Below are 19,313 nucleotides of genomic sequence, written 5' to 3' on the forward strand. Positions count from 1 at the left end.
GACTACGGCCTTCGCGCGGCGGGGCGAGAAATCGCCCCCGACCAGGGACCGGCCCATCGCCAACGCTGCCTGGAGGCATTGGCGCTGTGCTGAGCACCCCGCTCCTCGCGCTGCGGTCGCCGACGGCATTGCCGCGCGACGCCCGCGACACGCTGTTCCTGCTGGCGGTCATTGCCTGGGTGGTGGCACTGCAGGCGGCACACATCCCGGTGTGGACCACCGCGCTCACCGCCGGCGTGCTGCTGTGGCGGGCCTGGCTGGCATTGAAGGCGAGCCCCCTGCCCGGCTGGCCCTGGCGCGCCGCGGTGCTGGCCCTCGCGCTGGTGGCCACCTGGGTCAGCCATGGCACGCTGGTGGGGCAGGACGCGGGCGTCACGCTGGTGGTGGTGCTGCTCGCGCTCAAGACGCTGGAGCTGCGCGCCCGCCGCGACGCCTTCGTGGTGTTCTTTCTGGGCTTCTTCACGCTGCTCACGCACTTCTTCTATTCGCAGTCGCTGGTCACGGCGGCGGGCATTCTCGTGGCGCTGCTCGGCCTGTTGACCGCCGTGGTCAACGCCCACATGCCGGTGGGTCGGCCACCGCTGGCGCAGGCCGCGCGCATCGCCGGTGGCATGGCCTTGCTGGGCGCGCCCATCATGCTGGTGCTGTTCCTGTTGTTCCCGCGGCTGTCGCCGTTGTGGGGCGTGCCCAACAACAACCCCAGCGGCACCAGCGGCCTGTCCGAAGAGATGCGGGTGGGCGACATCGCCTCGCTCGCGCTGGACGACAGCATCGCCTTTCGCGTGCGCTTCGATGGTCCGCCGCCACCCGCCGGCCTGAGCTACTTCCGTGGCCCGGTGCTCAGCCGCTTCGACGGTCGCCAGTGGCAGCCCCTGGCATCCGACTTCCCTTCGCGCCTGCAGCTGGCGGCCGACCTGCGACCGCAGGGCGAAGCCATCAGCTACGAGGTCACGCTGGAGCCACACCGCCGCCGCTGGCTGTTTGTATTGGAGGCCGCCACCCAGGCGCCCGTGCTGCCCAACAACCGCGTGCGCATGACGCCCGAGCTGCAATGGATCGCTCAGCGTCCCATCGCCTCGCTGGTGCGCTACCGGGCGCAGAGCCACCTCAGCTTCGAGCACGGGCCGCTGAACACCAGCCTGGGCCTGCAGGACTACCTGCAGCTGCCGCCAGGCTTCAACCCGCGCACCCTGCAACTTGCCCACGACCTGCGCAAGCAGTTCGGCCCGGGCCCGCAGAATGCGCCGGCCCTGGTCGACGCCGCACTGCAGCGGCTGCGCACCGGCGGCTACAGCTACACACTGGAGCCCGGCGTGTACGGCCAACACACGGCCGATGAGTTCTGGTTCGACCGCAAGGCGGGTTTCTGCGAGCACATTGCCAGCGCATTTGCCGTGCTCATGCGCGCCATGGACATTCCGGCGCGTGTGGTCACCGGCTACCAGGGCGGCGAGCTCAACGGCGTCGACGGCTACTGGGTGGTGCGCCAGCGCGACGCCCACGCCTGGACCGAGGTCTGGCTGCAGGGCCGCGGCTGGGTGCGCGTGGACCCCACCGGCTCGGTCTTCCCGGGCCGCGTGGGTTCGGTGCAGCGCCTGCGCGCACCCACCGGCGCGTTGGCCGGCGCCATCGAGGCCGCCATCAGCCCCAACCTCATCGCCCTGCTGCGCGCCAACTGGGAAGCGCTCAACAACAGCTGGAACCAGTGGGTGCTCAACTACACGCAAGACAGCCAGTTCGAGCTGCTGCGCTCGCTGGGCGTGGACGCGCCCACCTGGGAAGACCTGGCTTACCTGTTGCTGGCCTTGGTGGTCGTGGCCAGCTCGGCCGGCGCCCTTTGGACCCAATGGGAGCGCCACCGACAGGACCCCTGGTTGCGCCTGCTCGGCGATGCACGGCGCCAGCTGACCAAGCGGGGTGTGAGTTCGACTGACGCCACCCCCGCGCGCGAACTGGCCCAACGCGCCCGCGCCCAATGGGGCGACGAGCCGGCCCGGGCGGTGAGCGAATGGCTGCTTCGGCTGGAGGCCTTGCGCTACGCGCCACAGTCCACCGATTCGCTGGGCGAGCTGCGCCGTCAATGGCGCCAGATGACGTGGCCCGCCCGCGCGTCGTCGTGATGAAATCGGGGCCATGAATCGCCGCGATCTGTTTGCCGCCCTGCTCAGCGCACCCGCCCTGTCAGCCGCCCCGGTCTGGTCACAGACCGACATCCCCGCCAAACGCCGCGCCGGTGCACCTGTGGCCGACGCCGGCCCGCTGTACCGCGATGTCCCTGCGGCCATGGCCTTCGCCGATGACCTTGCCCAGCGCCGCGGCCTGGACGCCACCTGGGTGCGCGAGCAGATCGGCCGCGCCCGCAAGCTCGATGCCGCCATCCGCGGCGTCACCCCGCCGCCCACCGGCGTGCCCAAGAACTGGGCCGCCTACCGCGCGCGCTTCATCGAACCCATCCGCCTCGCCGCCGGCCAGCGCTTCTGGCAAGACAACCGCGACACCCTGGCGCGCGCCGAAGCCCAGTTCGGCGTGCCCGCCTCGCTCGTGGTGGGCGTGATCGGTGTCGAAACGCTCTATGGCCGCCACACCGGCACCCACAAGGTGATGGACGCCATCACCACCCTGGCGTTCGACTTCCCGAGCGTGCACCCGCGCGCGGCCACGCGCAGCGCCTTCTTTCGCGACGAGCTGGAGCAACTGCTGGCTCTGTGCCAGCGCAGCGACATCGACCCGCACAGCCTGCTCGGCAGTTTTGCCGGCGCCATGGGCTGGCCGCAGTTCATGCCCAGCAGCTGGGCCAACTACGCCATCGACTTCGACGGCGATGGCAAGGTCGACCTGTTCAACAGCCAGGCCGACGTGATCGGCTCTGTGGCCAACTACTTCAAGACCTTCGGCTGGCAAACCGGCATGCCCACGCACTACCCGGTGCGCTTCGACGACAACAAGCTCGACCTCGAAACCCTGCTGGCCCCCGACATCCTGCCCAGCTTCAGCGTCGAGGCCTTCACCGCCAAAGGCGCCGTGCTCGACGGCCCCGCCCTGCAACACCCCGGCAAGCTGGCGTTGGTGGAGCTGCAAAACGCCGACGCACCGCCCAGCTACGTGGCCGGCACCGACAACTTCTATGTGGTGACGCGCTACAACTGGAGCAGTTATTACGCGATGGCGGTGATTGAGTTGGGGGAGGCGGTGAAGGCGGGGGCCGGCCGCTGACGGCGCCCGAGCGGGCGTTCAAACCTTGAACGCAAACGGTGCGGCGTCGCTTTCTACGGTCACTTCACCGGGAACACCCATGACCACTTGCCGCCATGCCTGGACCATGGATCTGAAGCCAGTCAACACGCTGAGCAATGTCTGCGTCGTCAGGCCCGTCGCAGGCAACTCGACCATCAATGCCAGATCGCCATCGGCATCGACCATGGCGATGCGCGCGTTGCCTTGATGCCGCCATGATCCGTTGAAGGCAAGAGCGGCCCGGTATGCCGCCAACTGGGCGTGCTCGGGCGGATTGCCCAGCAAGGCCTGCACCATCAGGCAATCAAGATCGGCATCCCATTCGAGCAGCAAGGCGTCGTCGTCGAACGCCAGCGTCCAAGCGGTGGCCTCGGGGTCGAATGACACACGCACCAAGTCATCCATTGCCGGCCCCAAAGCCTCGAGCAGGCTGTTCATTTCCTTCGATGGCTCACTCATGGTGTATTCCGCAAAACGTGCTACCGGAGACATTCGTTGGTATCGACTCAGTGACCTGCCCGTGTCAGCAGTTCGTTTCTGAGATCGGATTCGTTGGCCTGCAAGCCCTGAAAGATTTCCAGTTGGGCCAGCTGCTCTGCCGAGGCGCGCTGCGCGGGGTCGGGGCACAAAGTCATATTGAAGAAGTTCTGCCATTCCTTGGGAATTTCGACGTCGGTGTCCTGTTTATACCAATCCGAGAACGTGAGATTCAGATCCGAATTGGCATACGAAATCACCCTGTCAACGTAATGCGCCGTGTGGACCGTACTAGACCAAATCTCGGGAGGACCTTCAAATGGCAGTCTTCCACCGGTCAAGTGCCGAAAGACTGCCACGCCCAGCGAAAACACATCAGCTTTGTGCCCGACCTCGTAGTAGCCGGATCCTTGCTTGCTCTCGCTGACCAACCACTCGGGGGCCTTTTGCCAATCATTGCCATTGCCGGTCGCGTATGGAGTAATTTCTTCCGCCGCCGAGTAAAACCGCGAGTTCTCAGCACCTGCCACCCCGAAATCGGTGAGTTGCCACACGCCTTTTGAAGATAGCAGGTAGTTCTCTGGCTTGATGTCTCGATGAGCAATACCCGCCAAATGAATCTGGCGCAAACCATTGGTCCAATCAAGCACACTCAGCTTGGAGGTGGGGTCTGCACAGTGTGCGGCAAACACGTCAAAGCCTGGCTTTACACCGGCTTCCTTGATTCTTCGCCTACCTGCTTCGTCCAAGACATCCTCACCCCGCTGAACCAAGGACGCGTTGGTCCTATTTATCTCGCTGTTCAGCGCAGCCATTTTGTCTTTATTGATGCCCATATCTCCACTCGCCAGACCTAAACTCATTACTTGGTATGTGTCGCCAGTAGGAACATAATTGACCAGCCCTTGGGTGTCGACAACATAGGAGACTTCGCATCCAGGTATACGAGTTCTGGCGGCAATTTGGTGAGCAACCACCTCTCGGCGCTGGACTTCAAGACGCTTCTCTTTTAAACCAGGGGCGTCACATTTATTTTCCAACACCTCCTTCAACGCGTAGGTTTGGCCATCATTGTGAAACCGTGCACGCTTAACCCGGCCAGCCCCCCCCTTACCAATGACATCTCCTATCTCAATCACCCGGTTATCGGAAAGCTGCGTGAATCTGTCCAACGCCTTGGAAATGTGATCGGCCTTGAGGTCACCTTTGCCAGATTCGACCCGAGCCCATGCGTCTTTACCCAAGCCGTCTTTCATGGCAGCGTCGAAGTTCACACCCTGTCGGGCGCAGATTGACTGCATCGCCGTCAACAAGACCTGCCGCTTGGTGGTCGTCAAACCCACCAAGGATTCGACCGCACGATTCACCAGGTTCCCGCTGCGATGCGGGCGCACATACAACTCGTTATTCTTGAGGCGGATTCGTCCCGCCTTCATGGCAAGAGATTGCAGATCGCCTACCGTGGCGGAGTAGATGTTGATGCGTTGCATGACGGTCTGTACCAGAGACAAAGCAGCCTGAACGCTGCGAACAGCCGTGCATGGCGACGGCTTCGGGTACGACCTGTGTGGCAGGTGCTTGTTGATGGTTCCCTGATGGGCGAGCGAAAGCGCACATTCGCGGGCCAACCTGGCCGGACCCGCTTGCCTGCGAGATGACCTACCCCGCCGGCACCAGAAAGTCCTGGCTGATGCGCCAGCCCAGCTCGTTCACGCGGTCGAGGAACTGGGTGAGGAAGGCGTGCAGGCCGGTGGCCAGGATTTCGTCGATGCGGCCGTATTGCAACTCGGCCTTGAGCTTGCCGGCGCGGCGCAGGGTTTCGTTGCTGTGGTCGTTGGCCACCACGGCCAGGTTGTTGACCACCTCGTTCAAGCTGGCGGCCAGGCTGCGCGGCATGTCGGCGCGCAGGATCATGAGCTCGGCCACGCGCTCGGGCGTGATGACGTCGCGGTAAACCTTGCGGTAGACCTCGAAGCCGCTGACGCTGCGCAGGATGGCGCTCCAGTGGTAGAAGTCGTACTCCTGATCGAGCTCGCTGGCCGCGCCGAAGAAGTCGCTGTGGATGGCGTGGAACTTCACGTCGAGCAATCGCGCGGTGTTGTCGGAGCGCTCCAGGAAGGTGCCCATGCGGTAGAAGTGGAAGGCCTCGTCCTGCAGCATGGTGCCAATGGCCACGCCGCGCGAGAGGTGCGAGCGGAACTTCACCCATTCAAAGAACTGGCCCGGGTCGCGCTCGAAGGTCTTGCCGTGCAGCTGGCGCGTGAGTTCAAGCCAGGTCTGGTTCTGCATCTCCCACAGCTCGGTGGTCAGCGCACCGCGCACCGCCCGGGCGTTTTCGCGCGCCGCGCGCAGGCAGGCCACGATGCTGGACGGGTTGTTCTCGTCGCGCACCATGAAGTCGAGCACGTTGCGCGGGGTGATGGCGTTGTCGCCGTACTTGGCGCGAAACGCCGGCATCAGCTCGCTGATGGTGAGCAGGCCTTCCCAGCCCACTTGCGCCACAGCGGCCGACTGCGGCAGCAGCGAGGTCTGGTAGTTGACGTCGAGCATGCGTGCGGTGTTTTCCGCGCGCTCGATGTAGCGCGACATCCAGAACAGGTGATCGGCGGTGCGAGACAGCATGTATTTCTCCCGTTCAGTCTTCCAGCACCCAGGTGTCCTTGGTGCCACCGCCTTGCGACGAGTTCACCACCAGTGACCCTTCCTTGAGCGCCACGCGCGTGAGGCCGCCGGGCACCATCTGCACCTCCTTGCCCGACAGCACGAACGGCCGCAGGTCGATGTGACGCGGCGCGACACCGCTTTGCACGAAGGTCGGGCAGGTCGACAGCGACAGCGTGGGCTGTGCGATGTAGCCGTCCGGCTTGGCGATCACCGCCTTCTTGAAGTCCTCGATCTCGGCCTTGGTGGAGGCCGGCCCCACCAGCATGCCGTAGCCGCCCGCGCCGTGCACCTCTTTGACCACCAGGTCCTTGATGTTGGCCAGGATGTACTTGAGGTCTTCGGGGTTGCGGCCCATGTAGGTGGGCACGTTGTTGAGGATGGGCTTTTGCCCCAGGTAGAACTCGATCATCTTGGGCACGTAGGCGTAGATCGACTTGTCGTCGGCCACGCCGGTGCCCACCGCGTTGCAGATGGCCACATTGCCCATGCGGTAGACGCCCAGCAGCCCGGCGCAACCCAGCGTGGAGGTGGGGCGGAACACCAGCGGGTCGAGGAAGTCGTCGTCCACGCGGCGGTAGATCACGTCCACCCGCTTGGGGCCACGCGTGGTGCGCATGTAGACGAAGTTGTCCTTGACGAACAGGTCCTGGCCTTCGACCAGTTCCACGCCCATCTGCTGTGCCAGGAAGGCGTGCTCGAAGTAGGCGCTGTTGTACATGCCGGGGGTGAGCACCACCACGGTCGGCTCGGCGGTGGTGGCCGGGCTCACGGCGCGCAACGTCTCGAGCAGCAAGTCGGGGTAATGCGCCACCGGGGCCACGCGGTTCTCGCCAAACAGCTCGGGGAACAGCCGCATCATCATCTTGCGGTTCTCGAGCATGTAGCTCACGCCGCTGGGCACACGCAGATTGTCTTCGAGCACGTAATACTCGCCCTCGCCCTGCGCGTTGGGTGCACGCACGATGTCGATGCCCGAGATGTGCGAATAGATCTGATGCGGCACGTCCACGCCCATCATCTCGGGGCGGAACTGTGCGTTCTGGAACACCTGGTCGGCCGGCACGACGCCCGCCTTGATGATTTCCTGCTCGTGGTAGACGTCGTGGATGAAGCGGTTGAGCGCCGTCACGCGCTGCACCAGCCCCTCCTCCATCGAGTGCCACTCGTGGGCCGGGATGATGCGCGGTATCAGGTCAAAGGGAATCAGGCGCTCGGTACCGGCGCCGTCTTCGTCCTTGGCGCCGTAGACCGCGAAGGTGATGCCCACACGGCGGAAGATCATCTCCGCCTCTTCGCGCTGGGCGGCCATCACATCGTCGGGTTGCTCGGCCAGCCATCGCGCGTATTGCATGTAGTGCTCACGCACTTCGGTCGGCGTGGCGTTCATTTCGTCGAACTTCGGGCGACTGCTCATGGCGGTTTTTCTCCTGCCCGGCAGGATAGCAAGCTCCGGGCCAGGCGTGGCTGATATTGGTCAATCCCGCCAATGCCAGTACCGCCGCCCCACCTCCCGCTCGCACCGCACACGGTCTGGTTGATCGCTGCGCCAGGTGGCCGCCCCGCACTGCGGCGTGGCCACCCAGTTGATGCCACGCGCCTCGTAGCGCGCCACCACCACCTCGGCCGGATGGCCAAAGCGGTTGCGGTAGCCGGACTGCACGATCACCTGCTGTGGCCGCAGGGTGTTGAGCAGCACCGGGCTGGACGAGCTGGCGCTGCCGTGGTGGGGCGCCAGCAGCAGCGTGGCGCGCCAGTCGGGGCGGGCCAGCGCCAGCGGCACCTCCTGCGCGGCGGGGATGTCGCCGGTGAGCCAGGCGCTGTGCTCGCCCGCCGTCACCCGCAGCACGCAGGACATGGCGTTGGTCGACATGCCAGGGCGTGCGTAGTCCGACGGGCTGGGGTGCAGCACGTCGAAGCGCACGCCGTCCCATGTCCATTGCTGGCCAGCCAGGCAGTGGTGCTCGGCATCGTCGTCGTAGGACGACCGCCACTGTGCCTCGGGGAAGGCGTCGCGCAAGGCCTGGGCGCCGCCGGCGTGGTCGCTGTCGCGGTGGCTGATCATGATCAGGTCCGGGCGCACACCCAGCGACCGCAGCAGGGGCAGCACGATGCGGTCTCCGGCGTCGGCCTCGGGGTTCCAGCGCGGGCCGGCGTCGAACACCAGGGCGTGGTGCGCGGTGCGCACCAGCACCGCACTGCCCTGCCCCACATCGAGCGCCATTACCTCGACCTGGCCAGGATCGGGCCGCCAGGGGGTCTGCACCAGCGCGGGCACCAGCAGCAGCGCGCCGGCAGCGCGCCACAACGGTGGCAGGCGCAACGCCAGCAAGGCGCCACCCACCACCGCTGCCAAGGCCAGGGGCATGGGCGCCACCGGGCGCGTCCACACGGCCCAGGGCCAGGACGCCAGCCACTGCAGGCCCGCGCCCAGAGCGTCCACCGCCCCCGCAGCCCAGTGCCAGACCCAGGGCACCACCACCCCACCAATTGCCAGCGGCGTCACCACCAGCGTGACCCAGGGAATGGCCACCAGGTTGGCCACCAGGCCCACCACTGACACCTGCCCGAATAGCACCAGGCTCAGCGGCGCCAGCGCCAGGGTCATGAGCCACTGCTCGCGCAGCAAACCCATCAGTGGCGCCAGCCAGCGGCGAAAGGCCGAGTACCTGCCCTCGCCTGCGGCCTGACCCGGATCGCCCGCAAACAGGATGGCGACCGCCACGAAGCTGAGCCAGAACCCTGCCGACAGCCACGCCCAGGGGTCCAGCGCCAGCACCACCGCCATCACCGTCAACCACAGGGCCGGCCAGGGCCAACGCCGCAAACCCAGGCGCAGGCCCACCACCAGCGCCAGCATCAGCACCGTGCGTTGGGCCGGCACGCCCCAGCCGGCCAGCACGGCGTAGGCCGCGGCCAGGCCGACGCCGCCCCAGGCTGTGGCGCGGCTGCGTGGCCAATGCCGCGCCAGCGCCGGCCAGCGCCGGGCCACCTGGCGCCACAACACACCCACCAATGCCGTGGCCAGCCAGGCAAAGCCGGTGATGTGCAGGCCGCTGATGGCCATCAGGTGGGCCACCCCGGTGGCGCGAAACAGGTCCCAGTCCGGCCGGTCGATGGCCGACTGGTCGCCCACCGCCAGCGCTGCGAGCACGCCGGCGGCCGGCCGCTCGCCCAGCTCGTGGTCGATGCGCTGCACGATGCGCTGGCGCCAGCGGTCCACCGTCCACCACGGCGCGCCCGACACACGCTCAGGCACCGGGTCGCGCACGCCGGCTCGCACGTAGCCGGTGGCGCCGATGCCGTGCTGCCACAACCAGGCCTCGCGATCGAAACCGTGGGGGTTGAGGCTGCCGTGTGGGCGCTTGAGACGCACGGTGAACGCCCACGTTTCCCCCGCCTGTACGCTCCCGCCATTGGTTGTCGGGGCCCCGTCTCCGCGTGCGTCATCGGCCGCACGCTCCTGGCGGTACCAGCTCAGCTGCAACCGGGCCGGCAAGGCACGTGGCGCGCCGTCCTGCGACGCCCGTTCCACCGCGAACTGAAACACCTCACCCAGTGGGCTGCGGCTCGGCAAGGACGCAATGCGCCCGACCACCGCAATGTCCACGCCTTCAAGCTGCGGGTCCAGCCGATCGGCCAGCCGGTGCTGGGCGCGCCAGCCGCACGTGCCCACAGCCAGGGCCAGCCCGGCCAGCAACCAGGCCAGGCGCACGCGCAGGCACAAACCCAGCAGCCCCACGGCGACGAGCGATGCGTACACCGCGAGGGGCCACACTTCGGGCTGCTGCAACTGCCAGGCCACGCCAGCCACCCAGCCCAGCATGGCCCAGCCGGATCGCCAGTGCGATGTCCGCTGGACCACGCTGTCATGGCGTTGTGGCGCAGCTCTTGCTAGCATGCCCGCCAGGCGCGCGCGGGCGCGCCCTACCGCCGATTGGCTCATTGTTGTCGTCCTCCCTGAAAGCCCTGTCGCATGGCCATCCACGTCGCCCTGAGCCACATCACCCACTACCAATACGACCGCCTCGTGCGACTGGGTCCGCAAGTGGTCCGCCTGCGCCCGGCGCCGCATTCGCGCACCAAGGTGCTGTCGTATTCGCAGCGCATCGAACCCGCCAACCACTTCATCAACTGGCAGCAGGATCCATTCGCCAACTACCAGGCGCGGCTGGTGTTTCCCGAGCCGACCACCGAGTTCAAGATCACCATCGATCTCGTGGTCGAGATGGCGGTCCACAACCCGTTCGACTTCTTCCTCGAGCCCAGCGCCGAGCAGGTGCCGTTCCAGTATGACAAGGCGCAGAAGGCCGAACTGGCACCGTATCTGGTGGCCGAGCCACCCACCCCGCTGGTCAAGGCCTTCCTCGACAGCGTCGACCGCACGCCCATGCGCACGATCGACTTCCTGGTGCAGCTCAACCAGCGCCTGCAGCGCGACATCGCCTACACCATCCGCATGGAGCCCGGCGTGCAGACGCCGGAGCAGACGCTGCAGCGCAAGCTCGGCTCCTGCCGCGACACCGGCTGGCTGCTGGTGCAGCTGCTGCGCCACCTCGGTCTGGCGGCGCGCTTTGTCTCGGGCTACCTGATTCAGCTCACACCCGACGTCAAGGCCATCGACGGCCCGAGCGGCCCCGAGGCCGACTTCACCGATCTGCACGCCTGGTGCGAGGTGTTCCTGCCGGGCGCCGGCTGGATCGGCCTGGACCCGACCTCGGGCCTGTTGGCCGGCGAAGGCCACATTCCGCTGGCCTGCACGCCGCAGCCCGGCAGCGCGGCGCCGGTGGAAGGCGGGGTGGACGAGTCGGAGGTCGACTTCCAGCACCACATGAAGGTCACGCGCATCTACGAATCGCCGCGCGTGACCAAGCCCTACACCGACGACCAGTGGGCCGCGGTGCTGGCCCTGGGCGAGCAGGTCGATGCCGACCTGGAGCGCCACGACGTGCGCCTGACGCAGGGTGGCGAGCCCACCTACGTGGCCACCAGCGACCGCGACGCGGCCGAATGGAACACCGACGCACTCGGCCCCACCAAGCGCGGCTACGCCACCGAACTGGTGGATCGCCTGCGCGAGCGCTATGGCGCTGGCGGCTTTGTGCACATGGGCCAGGGCAAGTGGTACCCGGGCGAGCAGTTGCCGCGCTGGGCGCTGTCGGTGTTCTGGCGCACCGACGGCCACACCTGCTGGCACAACCCCTCGCTGCTGGCCGACGAGCGCGACGAGGCCCACTACACCAGCGACGATGCGCGCCGTTTCACCCAGGCGCTGGCGCGCCGCCTCGGCCTCACCACCCGCTTCATCACGCCCGGCCACGAAGACACCTGGTACTACCTGTGGCGCGAACGCCGCCTGCCGGTCAACGTCGACCCTTTCGACAGCAAGCTCGACGACGAGCTGGAACGCGCGCGCTTGCGCCGTGTGTTCGGCCAGGGGCTGGAGGCGGTGGTGGGCTATGTGCTGCCGCTGCAGGCCAACGCCGGCAACCCGGGGCTGGCCGGCACCATCTGGTCGACCGGGCCCTGGTTCTTCCGCGACGAGCGCATGTACCTGGTGCCGGGCGACTCGCCCATGGGCTATCGCCTGCCGCTGGATTCGCTGCCCTGGGTGTCCTCGGGCGAGTACCCCTTCCACATCGAGCAGGACCCGTTCGCGCCACGCGAGCCCTTGCCCACCGGCAGCACGCTGCGCACCCAGATCGCCCCGCACACCATGGGCGGCGGCTTCGCCGAGGGCGGCACCGTGGCGCTGCAAGGCACCACGCTGGCCGGCAGCGGCGTGCCGGGTGGCGCGGGCACCGGCAAAAGCGGTGAAAGCGGCGACAGTGGCGGCAGTGGCGAGGGCGCGCTCGCCAGCGGCCCGCAGACCCTGTCATCGCGCTTTCCGCAGCGTGGCGAATCGGGTGGCTGGCTCACCCGCACCGCGCTGTGCATCGAGGCGCGCGACCCGCAGCGCGCCAACGGCCCCAAGGCCGAAAAGCTCAAGGGCGGCAAGAGCCAGCACCTCTATGTGTTCATGCCGCCGCTGTCGCGCCTGGACGACTACCTCGACCTGCTCGCCGCCATCGAAGACACCGCCGAGCGCCTGAACGTGCGGGTGGTGCTCGAGGGCTACCCGCCACCGCGCGATCCGCGTCTGAAGATGCTGCAGGTCACGCCCGACCCCGGCGTCATCGAGGTCAACATCCACCCGGCGCACAACTGGGGCGAGCTGGTCGAGCACACCGAGTTCCTGTACGAGGCCGCGCACCAGACGCGCCTGTGCGCCGAGAAGTTCATGACCGATGGCCGCCACACCGGCACCGGGGGTGGCAACCACTTCGTGCTGGGCGGCGCCACGCCGGCCGATTCGCCCTTCCTGCGCCGGCCCGACCTGCTCGGCAGCCTGATCGCCTTCTGGCACAACCACCCCTCGCTGTCGTACCTGTTCAGCGGCCTGTTCATCGGTCCGACCAGCCAGGCCCCGCGCGTGGACGAGGCGCGCAACGACCAGCTCTATGAACTCGAGATCGCCCTGTCGCAGATCGAGAACGCGCGCGCCGTCTACGGCAACAACGTGCCGCCCTGGTTCGTCGACCGCACGCTGCGCAACATCCTCATCGACGTCACCGGCAACACGCACCGCAGCGAGTTCTGCATCGACAAGCTGTACTCGCCCGACGGCCCGACCGGGCGCCTCGGCCTGCTGGAGCTGCGCGCCTTCGAGATGCCGCCGCATGCCCACATGAGCGTGGCGCAGCAACTGCTGCTGCGCGCCCTGGTGGCGCGCTTCTGGCAAGCGCCCTACAAGGTACCGCTGGCGCGCTGGGGCACCGAGCTGCACGACCGCTGGCTGCTGCCCACCTACCTGCGCATGGACTTCGAGGACGTGATCGACGAGCTGCGCCAGTTCGGCTACGGCTTCGACATGGCCTGGTTTGCGCCGCACTTCGAGTTCCGCTTCCCGCTGATCGGGCAGGTGTCCGCACGTGGCATCGAAGTCACGTTGCGCAGCGCCCTGGAGCCCTGGCACGTGATGGGCGAAGAAGGCGCCCCGGGCGGCACCGTGCGCTACGTCGACTCCTCGCTGGAGCGGCTGGAGGTGCACGTGCGCGGCTGGACCGACCGCCGCCACAGCATCACCTGCAACGGCCGCGTGCTGCCGCTGCACAACACCGGCGTGGCCGGCGAGTTCGTGGCCGGTGTGCGCTACAAGGCCTGGGCGCCACCGTCGGCCCTGCACCCTGGCATCGGCGTGCACGCACCGCTCACCTTCGACATCGTGGACACCTGGATGGAGCGCTCCCTGGGCGGCTGCCAGTACCACGTGTCGCACCCGGGCGGGCGCAACTACGACACCTTCCCCATCAACGCGTTCGAAGCCGAAAGCCGGCGTCTGGCGCGCTTTTTCCAGATGGGCCACACCCCCGGCCGCATGCAGGTCCGCGCCGAAGGCGTCAACCGTGAATTCCCATGCACGCTCGACCTTCGGGCGTGACATCACGATGACATCTCGCAGGCATACTGCGCGCCGTGAACACCGACCCCAGCGACTCCCTCTTTGGCGAACTCATCCCCGAACACCCGGGTGAGTGGGCCATGTCCATGGCTGTCCCGGCCGACCCGGGGCACCTGGACGAGTTGCGCGGCGACGGCCCCCATGGCCTGGCACCGGACTGGGCCGCCTTCTTCGACCACATCGGGCAGGAGGGCCTGGCCGATCTGAACCGTCGCGCCGACAACCTGCAACGCCAGGTGCGCGACAACGGGGTCACCTACAACGTCTATGCCGACGCCCGCGGTCTGCAGCGCCCCTGGGCGCTCGATCTGTTCCCCATGATCCTCAGTCCCCAGGACTGGGCACAGATCGAGGTCGGCGTGCTGCAGCGGGCGCGCTTGCTCAACGCCATGCTGGGCGACCTGTACGGCGAGCGCGAACTGCTCAAGCGCGCCCTGCTGCCGGCCGCACTCGTGCAGGGCCACCCCGGCTACCTGCGCGCCATGCAGGGTGTGCGCCCGCTGGGTGACACCTGGCTGCACATCATCGGCTTCGACCTGGCCCACGGGCCTGACGGGCGCTGGTGGGTGGTGGGCCAGCGCACGCAGGCGCCATCCGGTCTGGGCTACCTGCTCGAGAACCGCATCACCGTATCGCGCCAGTTCCCCAAGGCGTTCGCGGCCATGCGGGTGCAACGCCTGGCGGCCAGCTACCGCGCGCTGATGGAGGGCATCAAGGCCATGGCGCCCGAAGGCGCCAACGCCCGCATCGCGCTGCTCACGCCCGGCCCCTACAACGAAACCTACTTCGAGCACGCCTACCTGGCGCGCTACCTCGGCCTCACGCTGGTCGAGGGCAACGACCTCACCGTGCGCGATCAGCGCGTCTACCTCAAGACGCTGGGCGGCCTGGAGCCGGTGCACGCGCTCATCAAGCGCCTGGACGACGAGTGGCTCGACCCGCTGGAGCTGCGCACCGACTCCACCCTGGGCGTGCCTGGGCTGTTGCAGGCCATCCGCGCCGGCAACCTGTTGCTGGCCAACGCGCCCGGCTCGGCGCCGCTCGAATCGAGCGCGCTGCTGGGCTTCCTGCCCGCCATCAGCGAGCACCTGCTGGGCGAGTCGCTGGCGCTGCCATCGCTGGCCACCTGGTGGTGCGGCGAGGACGCGGCGCTGCGCAGCGTGCTGCCGCTGTTGCGCGAGAGCGTGATCCGCCCCACCTACCCGCGCTCCGGCCTGGACACCGCCATCGGCCAGAGCCTGAGCGCGCGCGAGCTGGACGAGTGGAGCGGGCGCATGGCGCGCCGCCCCGAAGACCACACGGTGCAGTCCTGGCTGCCCTTGTCGCAGACGCCCACCTGGTCGGACGAACGCATCCTGCCGCGCTCGACCATGCTGCGCGTGTTCGCACTGGCCGACGGCGCAGGGTCGTGGCGCGTGCTGCCCGGCGGCCTGGTGCGCCTGGCGCCGCGCGGCCAGATGGTGGCCGCCATGCAGCGCGGTGGCAGCAGCGCCGATTGCTGGGTGCTGACCGACGGCCCGGTGGACCACACCACCTTGCTGCACGCCCAGCACAGCTCACTGGCCATCGCACAGCAGAAGCACCCCGTCACCAGCCGCGCCGCCGAGAACCTGTTCTGGCTCGGCCGCTACACCGAACGCGCCGAAAACACCGTGCGGCTTGCGCAGATCGTGCTCGACCAGCTCGACGGCGAGGAAACGGGCACGCCCGCGCTGCTGGCCTGGTTGTCGGCGGTGGCACGTGAAAACGCCCTGGTGGTGGCCGACACACCCGAGGCAGGCCAGTCGTCGCGCGTGTTTGCGCGTTGCCTGATGGCCAACCTGGCGCCCGGCCCGCACAACGCCCAGACCGAGGCCTCCTTCAGCGTGGGCTTCAACCTGGGGTCCATCAAGGCCGCTGCCTCGCAGGTGCGTGAGCGCCTGTCGCGCGAGCACTGGAACCTGATCGAAATCACCCATGCGGGCTTCGTCAAGTCGGCGGCGCAACTGGCCGACGACGGCGAGTACGCCACTGGCGAAGCGCAATCCATGCTGCAGGAAGCCAGCGAAATGCTGGCCGCCATCACCGGCTCGCAGACCGATCGCATGGTGCGTGACGACGGGTGGCGCCTGCTGTCCATCGGGCGCCACATCGAACGCCTGGTCACGCTCTCGCGCGCACTGACCGTGGGCCTGGAGACCGGCAGCATCCACGAGCCCGGCGGTTTCGAGGCCATGGTGGCCTTGTTCGACTCCACCATCACCTTCCACGCCCAGTACCAGCAGCGCCGCGACATGGTGGCGCTGATCGATCTGCTGGTGCTCGACCGCGACAACCCGCGCTCGCTGGCCTGGGTGGTGCAGACCTTGCGCGCGCGGCTGGCCCGCCTGGGCACCAGCGTCGCGCCGCAGGACGCCGAGTTCGCACGCGAGCTGCCCGATCCGTCCCAATGGCAGCTCACCGAGCTAAGCAACTGGCAACGCGGCGCCGACGGGCGCCGCCACTGGGCAGCGCTGGAGCGTCTGCTCGACGACTGCGAGAATGCCGCGGTCCAGCTATCCAACGGCATCGCGCGGCTGCACTTCAGCCACGCCGACCGGCGCAGCCAGACCTTCGCCATCTGAGCGAGGTCACCCGATCGATACGGAGGCCCCATGGAGCTTCGCGTCCGCCACCGCACCACCTACCACTATCAAAGTCCGGTCGACATGGCGCAGCACATGCTGCACCTGTCACCGCGCGGCACCGACAGCCAGCAGGTGCTGACCCACCAGTTGCGCATCGAGCCCGAACCCGCAGCCATGCACCAGTCCGGTGACGCCTTTGGCAACCTGCGGACCTTCTTTGCCCAGCAAGCGCCGCACGAGGCCCTGAGCGTGCTGGCCGACAGCACCGTGCTCACGCAGGCGCCACAGCCCTTGCCCGAGGGTGCGCCCTGGAAGGCCATGACCTGGGAGCGCGTGCGCGAGCATTTCCGTTACCGCGTCAACGCCCCCTACGAGCCGACCGCCGAGTTCGTGTTCGCGTCGCCCCTGGTGCCGCGCGATGCGGCCTTCAGCGAATGGGCCCGCCCGGCCTTCGCGTCGGGCCGCCCGGTGCTGCAGGCCACGCGCGCGCTGATGGAGAAGATCCATGGCGAGCTGGTCTACGAAACCGACAGCACCGAAGTCACCACGCCGCCACTGGAGGCGCTGGCCCAAGGCAAAGGCGTGTGCCAGGACTTCGCCCACATCATGATCGGCTGCCTGCGCAGCCTGGGGCTGCCCGCCCGCTACGTCAGTGGCTACCTGCTCACGCAGCCGCCACCGGGCAAGCCGCGGCTCATCGGCGCCGATGCCTCGCATGCCTGGGTGTCGCTCTTCGTCCCTGGCGCCGACGGCCAGGACGGGCAGTGGTTCGACTTCGACCCTACCAACAACCGCTGCGGCTGGGGCAGCCCCGGCGAGGACTACGTGACCCTGGCCATCGGCCGCGACTTCAGCGACGTCTCACCCATGCGCGGCGTGATCCAGGGCGGCGCCCAGCACACGCTGGACGTGGCGGTGACGGTTGCACCGCCGGCGGAGCTGGAGGGGCGCGACCTCGATCTGCCGAGCAAAAAACCGTCGATAGAATGAGCCGCTCCCTGACGATCCAACGGAGCCATTCATGAGCGCCATCGCCAAGCTCAAACAACTGGGCATCACCCTGCCCCCCGTGTCCACCCCCGCCGCGGCCTATGTGCCCTTCGTGCAGACCGGCAACCTGGTCTTCATCAGCGGCCATATCGCGCGCAAGGACGGCAAGCCCTGGGTGGGCCAGCTGGGCCTGACCCTGGAGACCGCCGAAGGCAAGGAAGCGGCTCGCGCCATCGCCATCGACCTCATGGGCACGCTGCAGGCAGCCTGCGCCGCCGCAGGCAAGACGCTCGACGACGTGAAACGCATCGTCAAGCTCATGAGCCTGGTCAACAGCACGCCCACCTTTACCGAGCAGCACCTCGTCACCAACGGTTGCAGCGAACTGTTTGGCGAGGTGTTTGGTCCGGTGGGCGCGCACGCGCGCAGCGCGTTTGGTGTTGCGCAGATCCCGATGGGGGCCTGCGTCGAGATCGAGCTGATCGCTGAGCTGGGCTGAGCCTCAGCGCTGGCGCCTAGCGTTTTCGGCGCGCATTGGCGCGCCGCACCTGACGGCTTTGCGGCGCGTCGGCCTCCGCCTTGTGCTGCTGCTGGCGTTGCGCACGCCGTTGGGCGAAGTGCCTCGTCGCGAAACGGGACACGGCGAACGCCACCACTCCGACCACGACCACGATCACCACACCGGTGATGTCTGCCTGCTCCACGCTCACGCCTCCTCGGTGGCGCTCGCCGAGCGCCCATAACCGGCCAGAAAAGTCTCGAAGCGCGCCAGCGCTTCGTCCAGCCCGCGCCGAAACGCCGGGTCGCGCGGCGCGCGCCCGTCTACAAAACCCAGGTCGCGCCGCAAGCGACCGCGCTCCAGCCGCAGGTTGATCCAACCAGGCACCTGCTCGCCCCACAACACGGGCAAGGCGTAGTGCCCCATGGTGCGTTTGGGCGCCGGTACATAGGCCTCGAAGCGGTAGGCCCAGCCCCAGAGCATTTCAAAGCGCCGCCGGTCCCACACCACGGGGTCGAAGGGGGCCAGCAGCCGCACGCTGTCGTCCGGCCGGTATCGGCGCGAGGCGGGGTTTTCGTCCGCGGGCCAGAACCAGGTGGTGCCATCGACCACGGCATGGCCGTAGCGCGTGCGCGCGGCCTTCACCACCGCGCGGGTCTCCTCGCTCAGGTGCGGCGCCCCATAACGCAACAGCGTGACGAGGTAGCCCAGGCTGGGCGCAGGCAAGGGCGCGTACAGGTTGACGATGGCATCCACCAGCGCCTCGGCACGCCCGCGTCGGGCGCTGGGGCCATCGTCTTGGCGCTCATGCACCTTGGCTTCGTACACGCGCGTGCCACCCTCGCGCCGGCGCACGCGCAACCAGCCGTGGTAGTGCATGTGGTCGAGCAAACGCGTGCTGGCGTTGAGGTCGCCGCCCCAGTACCCGGCCACGCGGCCGTGGTGGGCAAAGGCCTCGCCCACCTCGCGCGGGTGTGCCACGCCACGCTCACTGACGAAAGCCAGCACATCGCGTGCGCGGCGCGTGGTGGCTGTGTCCCAGCCCTGGCGCGGGGTGCGCGGGTGCAGCAGGGCCAGCATGTCGCGCGGCACGAAGCCGTAGTTGACGAAGGCGTCTTCTTCCAGACCGAGGCGCTCGTAGCGGCGCTCCAGGTCGCCCGCGCGGTAGTCGCGCACCCGCTGGTGAAGGATGAGGTCTTGCGCGCGCGCCGGGGCGCGCATCGGGTCGGCCTGCACAAAGCCCAAGCGGCGCACCGCGGCCGGCAGGCTCAACGGCTTGAACAGGCTGCGTGCGATGGCGTGGCGGCGCAGCGCGTCGAGCGTGAGCGCGCTGGCGGCCATGCGC

The 19,313-nt window shown here is 68.0% G+C and carries 13 protein-coding genes; 6 read left to right on the plus strand and 7 right to left on the minus strand.

The window, feature by feature from the left end:
* Positions 1-86: 86 nt before the first annotated feature.
* On the plus strand, positions 87-2,120 hold the full coding sequence (locus tag KF871_RS08625; protein ID WP_291140750.1) for a DUF3488 and transglutaminase-like domain-containing protein: 2,034 nt from the start codon (positions 87-89) through the stop codon (positions 2,118-2,120).
* A 13-nt stretch (positions 2,121-2,133) separates the two neighbouring features.
* Entirely contained in the window at positions 2,134-3,213 is a 1,080-nt protein-coding gene (gene mltB / locus KF871_RS08630; protein ID WP_291140753.1) for a lytic murein transglycosylase B, read from the plus strand.
* Between the two features lie 18 nt (positions 3,214-3,231).
* Here the strand turns inward: mltB and KF871_RS08635 are convergent, their stop codons facing one another.
* The 5 genes from KF871_RS08635 to KF871_RS08655 all read right to left on the minus strand — a co-directional run bounded on the left by KF871_RS08635 (position 3,232) and on the right by KF871_RS08655 (position 10,237).
* Complete coding sequence (locus KF871_RS08635) at positions 3,232-3,726, minus strand: type III secretion system chaperone (RefSeq protein WP_291140756.1); 495 nt, start codon at positions 3,724-3,726, stop codon at positions 3,232-3,234.
* Between the two features lie 14 nt (positions 3,727-3,740).
* Positions 3,741-5,201 carry a protein kinase gene (locus KF871_RS08640; protein ID WP_291140760.1) on the minus strand — a complete coding sequence of 487 codons (1,461 nt, stop codon included), beginning with the start codon at positions 5,199-5,201 and terminating at the stop codon, positions 3,741-3,743.
* Between the two features lie 169 nt (positions 5,202-5,370).
* Positions 5,371-6,333 (minus strand): alpha-E domain-containing protein, encoded by a 963-nt coding sequence (locus KF871_RS08645; protein ID WP_291140763.1) that lies wholly within the window; start codon positions 6,331-6,333, stop codon positions 5,371-5,373.
* Positions 6,334-6,346: 13 nt separating this feature from the next.
* A complete protein-coding gene (locus KF871_RS08650; protein ID WP_291140766.1) occupies positions 6,347-7,789 on the minus strand; it encodes a circularly permuted type 2 ATP-grasp protein in 1,443 nt (480 codons plus the stop codon).
* Between the two features lie 60 nt (positions 7,790-7,849).
* Positions 7,850-10,237, minus strand: coding sequence for a DNA internalization-related competence protein ComEC/Rec2 (locus KF871_RS08655; RefSeq protein ID WP_367172041.1), 2,388 nt, complete (start codon positions 10,235-10,237; stop codon positions 7,850-7,852).
* Between the two features lie 111 nt (positions 10,238-10,348).
* Between KF871_RS08655 and KF871_RS08660 the strand changes: the two genes are divergently transcribed.
* From KF871_RS08660 to KF871_RS08675, 4 genes are all read left to right on the plus strand, one after another.
* A complete protein-coding gene (locus tag KF871_RS08660) occupies positions 10,349-13,852 on the plus strand; it encodes a DUF2126 domain-containing protein (protein ID WP_291140769.1) in 3,504 nt (1,167 codons plus the stop codon).
* Positions 13,853-13,959: 107 nt separating this feature from the next.
* A complete protein-coding gene (locus KF871_RS08665) occupies positions 13,960-16,476 on the plus strand; it encodes a circularly permuted type 2 ATP-grasp protein (protein ID WP_291141276.1) in 2,517 nt (838 codons plus the stop codon).
* Positions 16,477-16,506: 30 nt separating this feature from the next.
* Complete coding sequence (locus tag KF871_RS08670) at positions 16,507-17,469, plus strand: transglutaminase family protein (protein ID WP_291140771.1); 963 nt, start codon at positions 16,507-16,509, stop codon at positions 17,467-17,469.
* A 31-nt stretch (positions 17,470-17,500) separates the two neighbouring features.
* On the plus strand, positions 17,501-17,968 hold the full coding sequence (locus KF871_RS08675; protein WP_291140773.1) for a RidA family protein: 468 nt from the start codon (positions 17,501-17,503) through the stop codon (positions 17,966-17,968).
* Between the two features lie 16 nt (positions 17,969-17,984).
* On the opposite strand, the gene KF871_RS08680 is transcribed toward KF871_RS08675, so the two are convergent.
* Together KF871_RS08680 and KF871_RS08685 are read right to left on the minus strand one after the other, a co-directional pair.
* On the minus strand, positions 17,985-18,173 hold the full coding sequence (locus KF871_RS08680) for a hypothetical protein (RefSeq protein ID WP_291140775.1): 189 nt from the start codon (positions 18,171-18,173) through the stop codon (positions 17,985-17,987).
* 2 nt (positions 18,174-18,175) lie between these two features.
* Entirely contained in the window at positions 18,176-19,309 is a 1,134-nt protein-coding gene (locus KF871_RS08685) for a crosslink repair DNA glycosylase YcaQ family protein (RefSeq protein ID WP_291140778.1), read from the minus strand.
* Positions 19,310-19,313 lie beyond the last annotated feature (4 nt).

Origin of the sequence: Hydrogenophaga sp. (assembly GCF_019635465.1) — a bacterium.
Lineage (GTDB): Bacteria > Pseudomonadota > Gammaproteobacteria > Burkholderiales > Burkholderiaceae_C > Hydrogenophaga.

Bases quoted from the DNA above. Each gene is read 5' to 3' on its own strand.
- KF871_RS08635 (WP_291140756.1), bottom strand. From the start codon at position 3,726: ATGTCTCCGGTAGCACGTTTTGCGGAATACACCATGAGTGAGCCATCG.
- KF871_RS08675 (WP_291140773.1), top strand. From the start codon at position 17,501: ATGAGCGCCATCGCCAAGCTCAAACAACTGGGCATCACCCTGCCCCCC.
- mltB (WP_291140753.1), top strand. From the start codon at position 2,134: ATGAATCGCCGCGATCTGTTTGCCGCCCTGCTCAGCGCACCCGCCCTG.
- KF871_RS08665 (WP_291141276.1), top strand. From the start codon at position 13,960: ATGGCTGTCCCGGCCGACCCGGGGCACCTGGACGAGTTGCGCGGCGAC.
- KF871_RS08645 (WP_291140763.1), bottom strand. From the start codon at position 6,333: ATGCTGTCTCGCACCGCCGATCACCTGTTCTGGATGTCGCGCTACATC.
- KF871_RS08640 (WP_291140760.1), bottom strand. From the start codon at position 5,201: ATGCAACGCATCAACATCTACTCCGCCACGGTAGGCGATCTGCAATCT.
- KF871_RS08685 (WP_291140778.1), bottom strand. From the start codon at position 19,309: ATGGCCGCCAGCGCGCTCACGCTCGACGCGCTGCGCCGCCACGCCATC.
- KF871_RS08670 (WP_291140771.1), top strand. From the start codon at position 16,507: ATGGAGCTTCGCGTCCGCCACCGCACCACCTACCACTATCAAAGTCCG.
- KF871_RS08660 (WP_291140769.1), top strand. From the start codon at position 10,349: ATGGCCATCCACGTCGCCCTGAGCCACATCACCCACTACCAATACGAC.
- KF871_RS08650 (WP_291140766.1), bottom strand. From the start codon at position 7,789: ATGAGCAGTCGCCCGAAGTTCGACGAAATGAACGCCACGCCGACCGAA.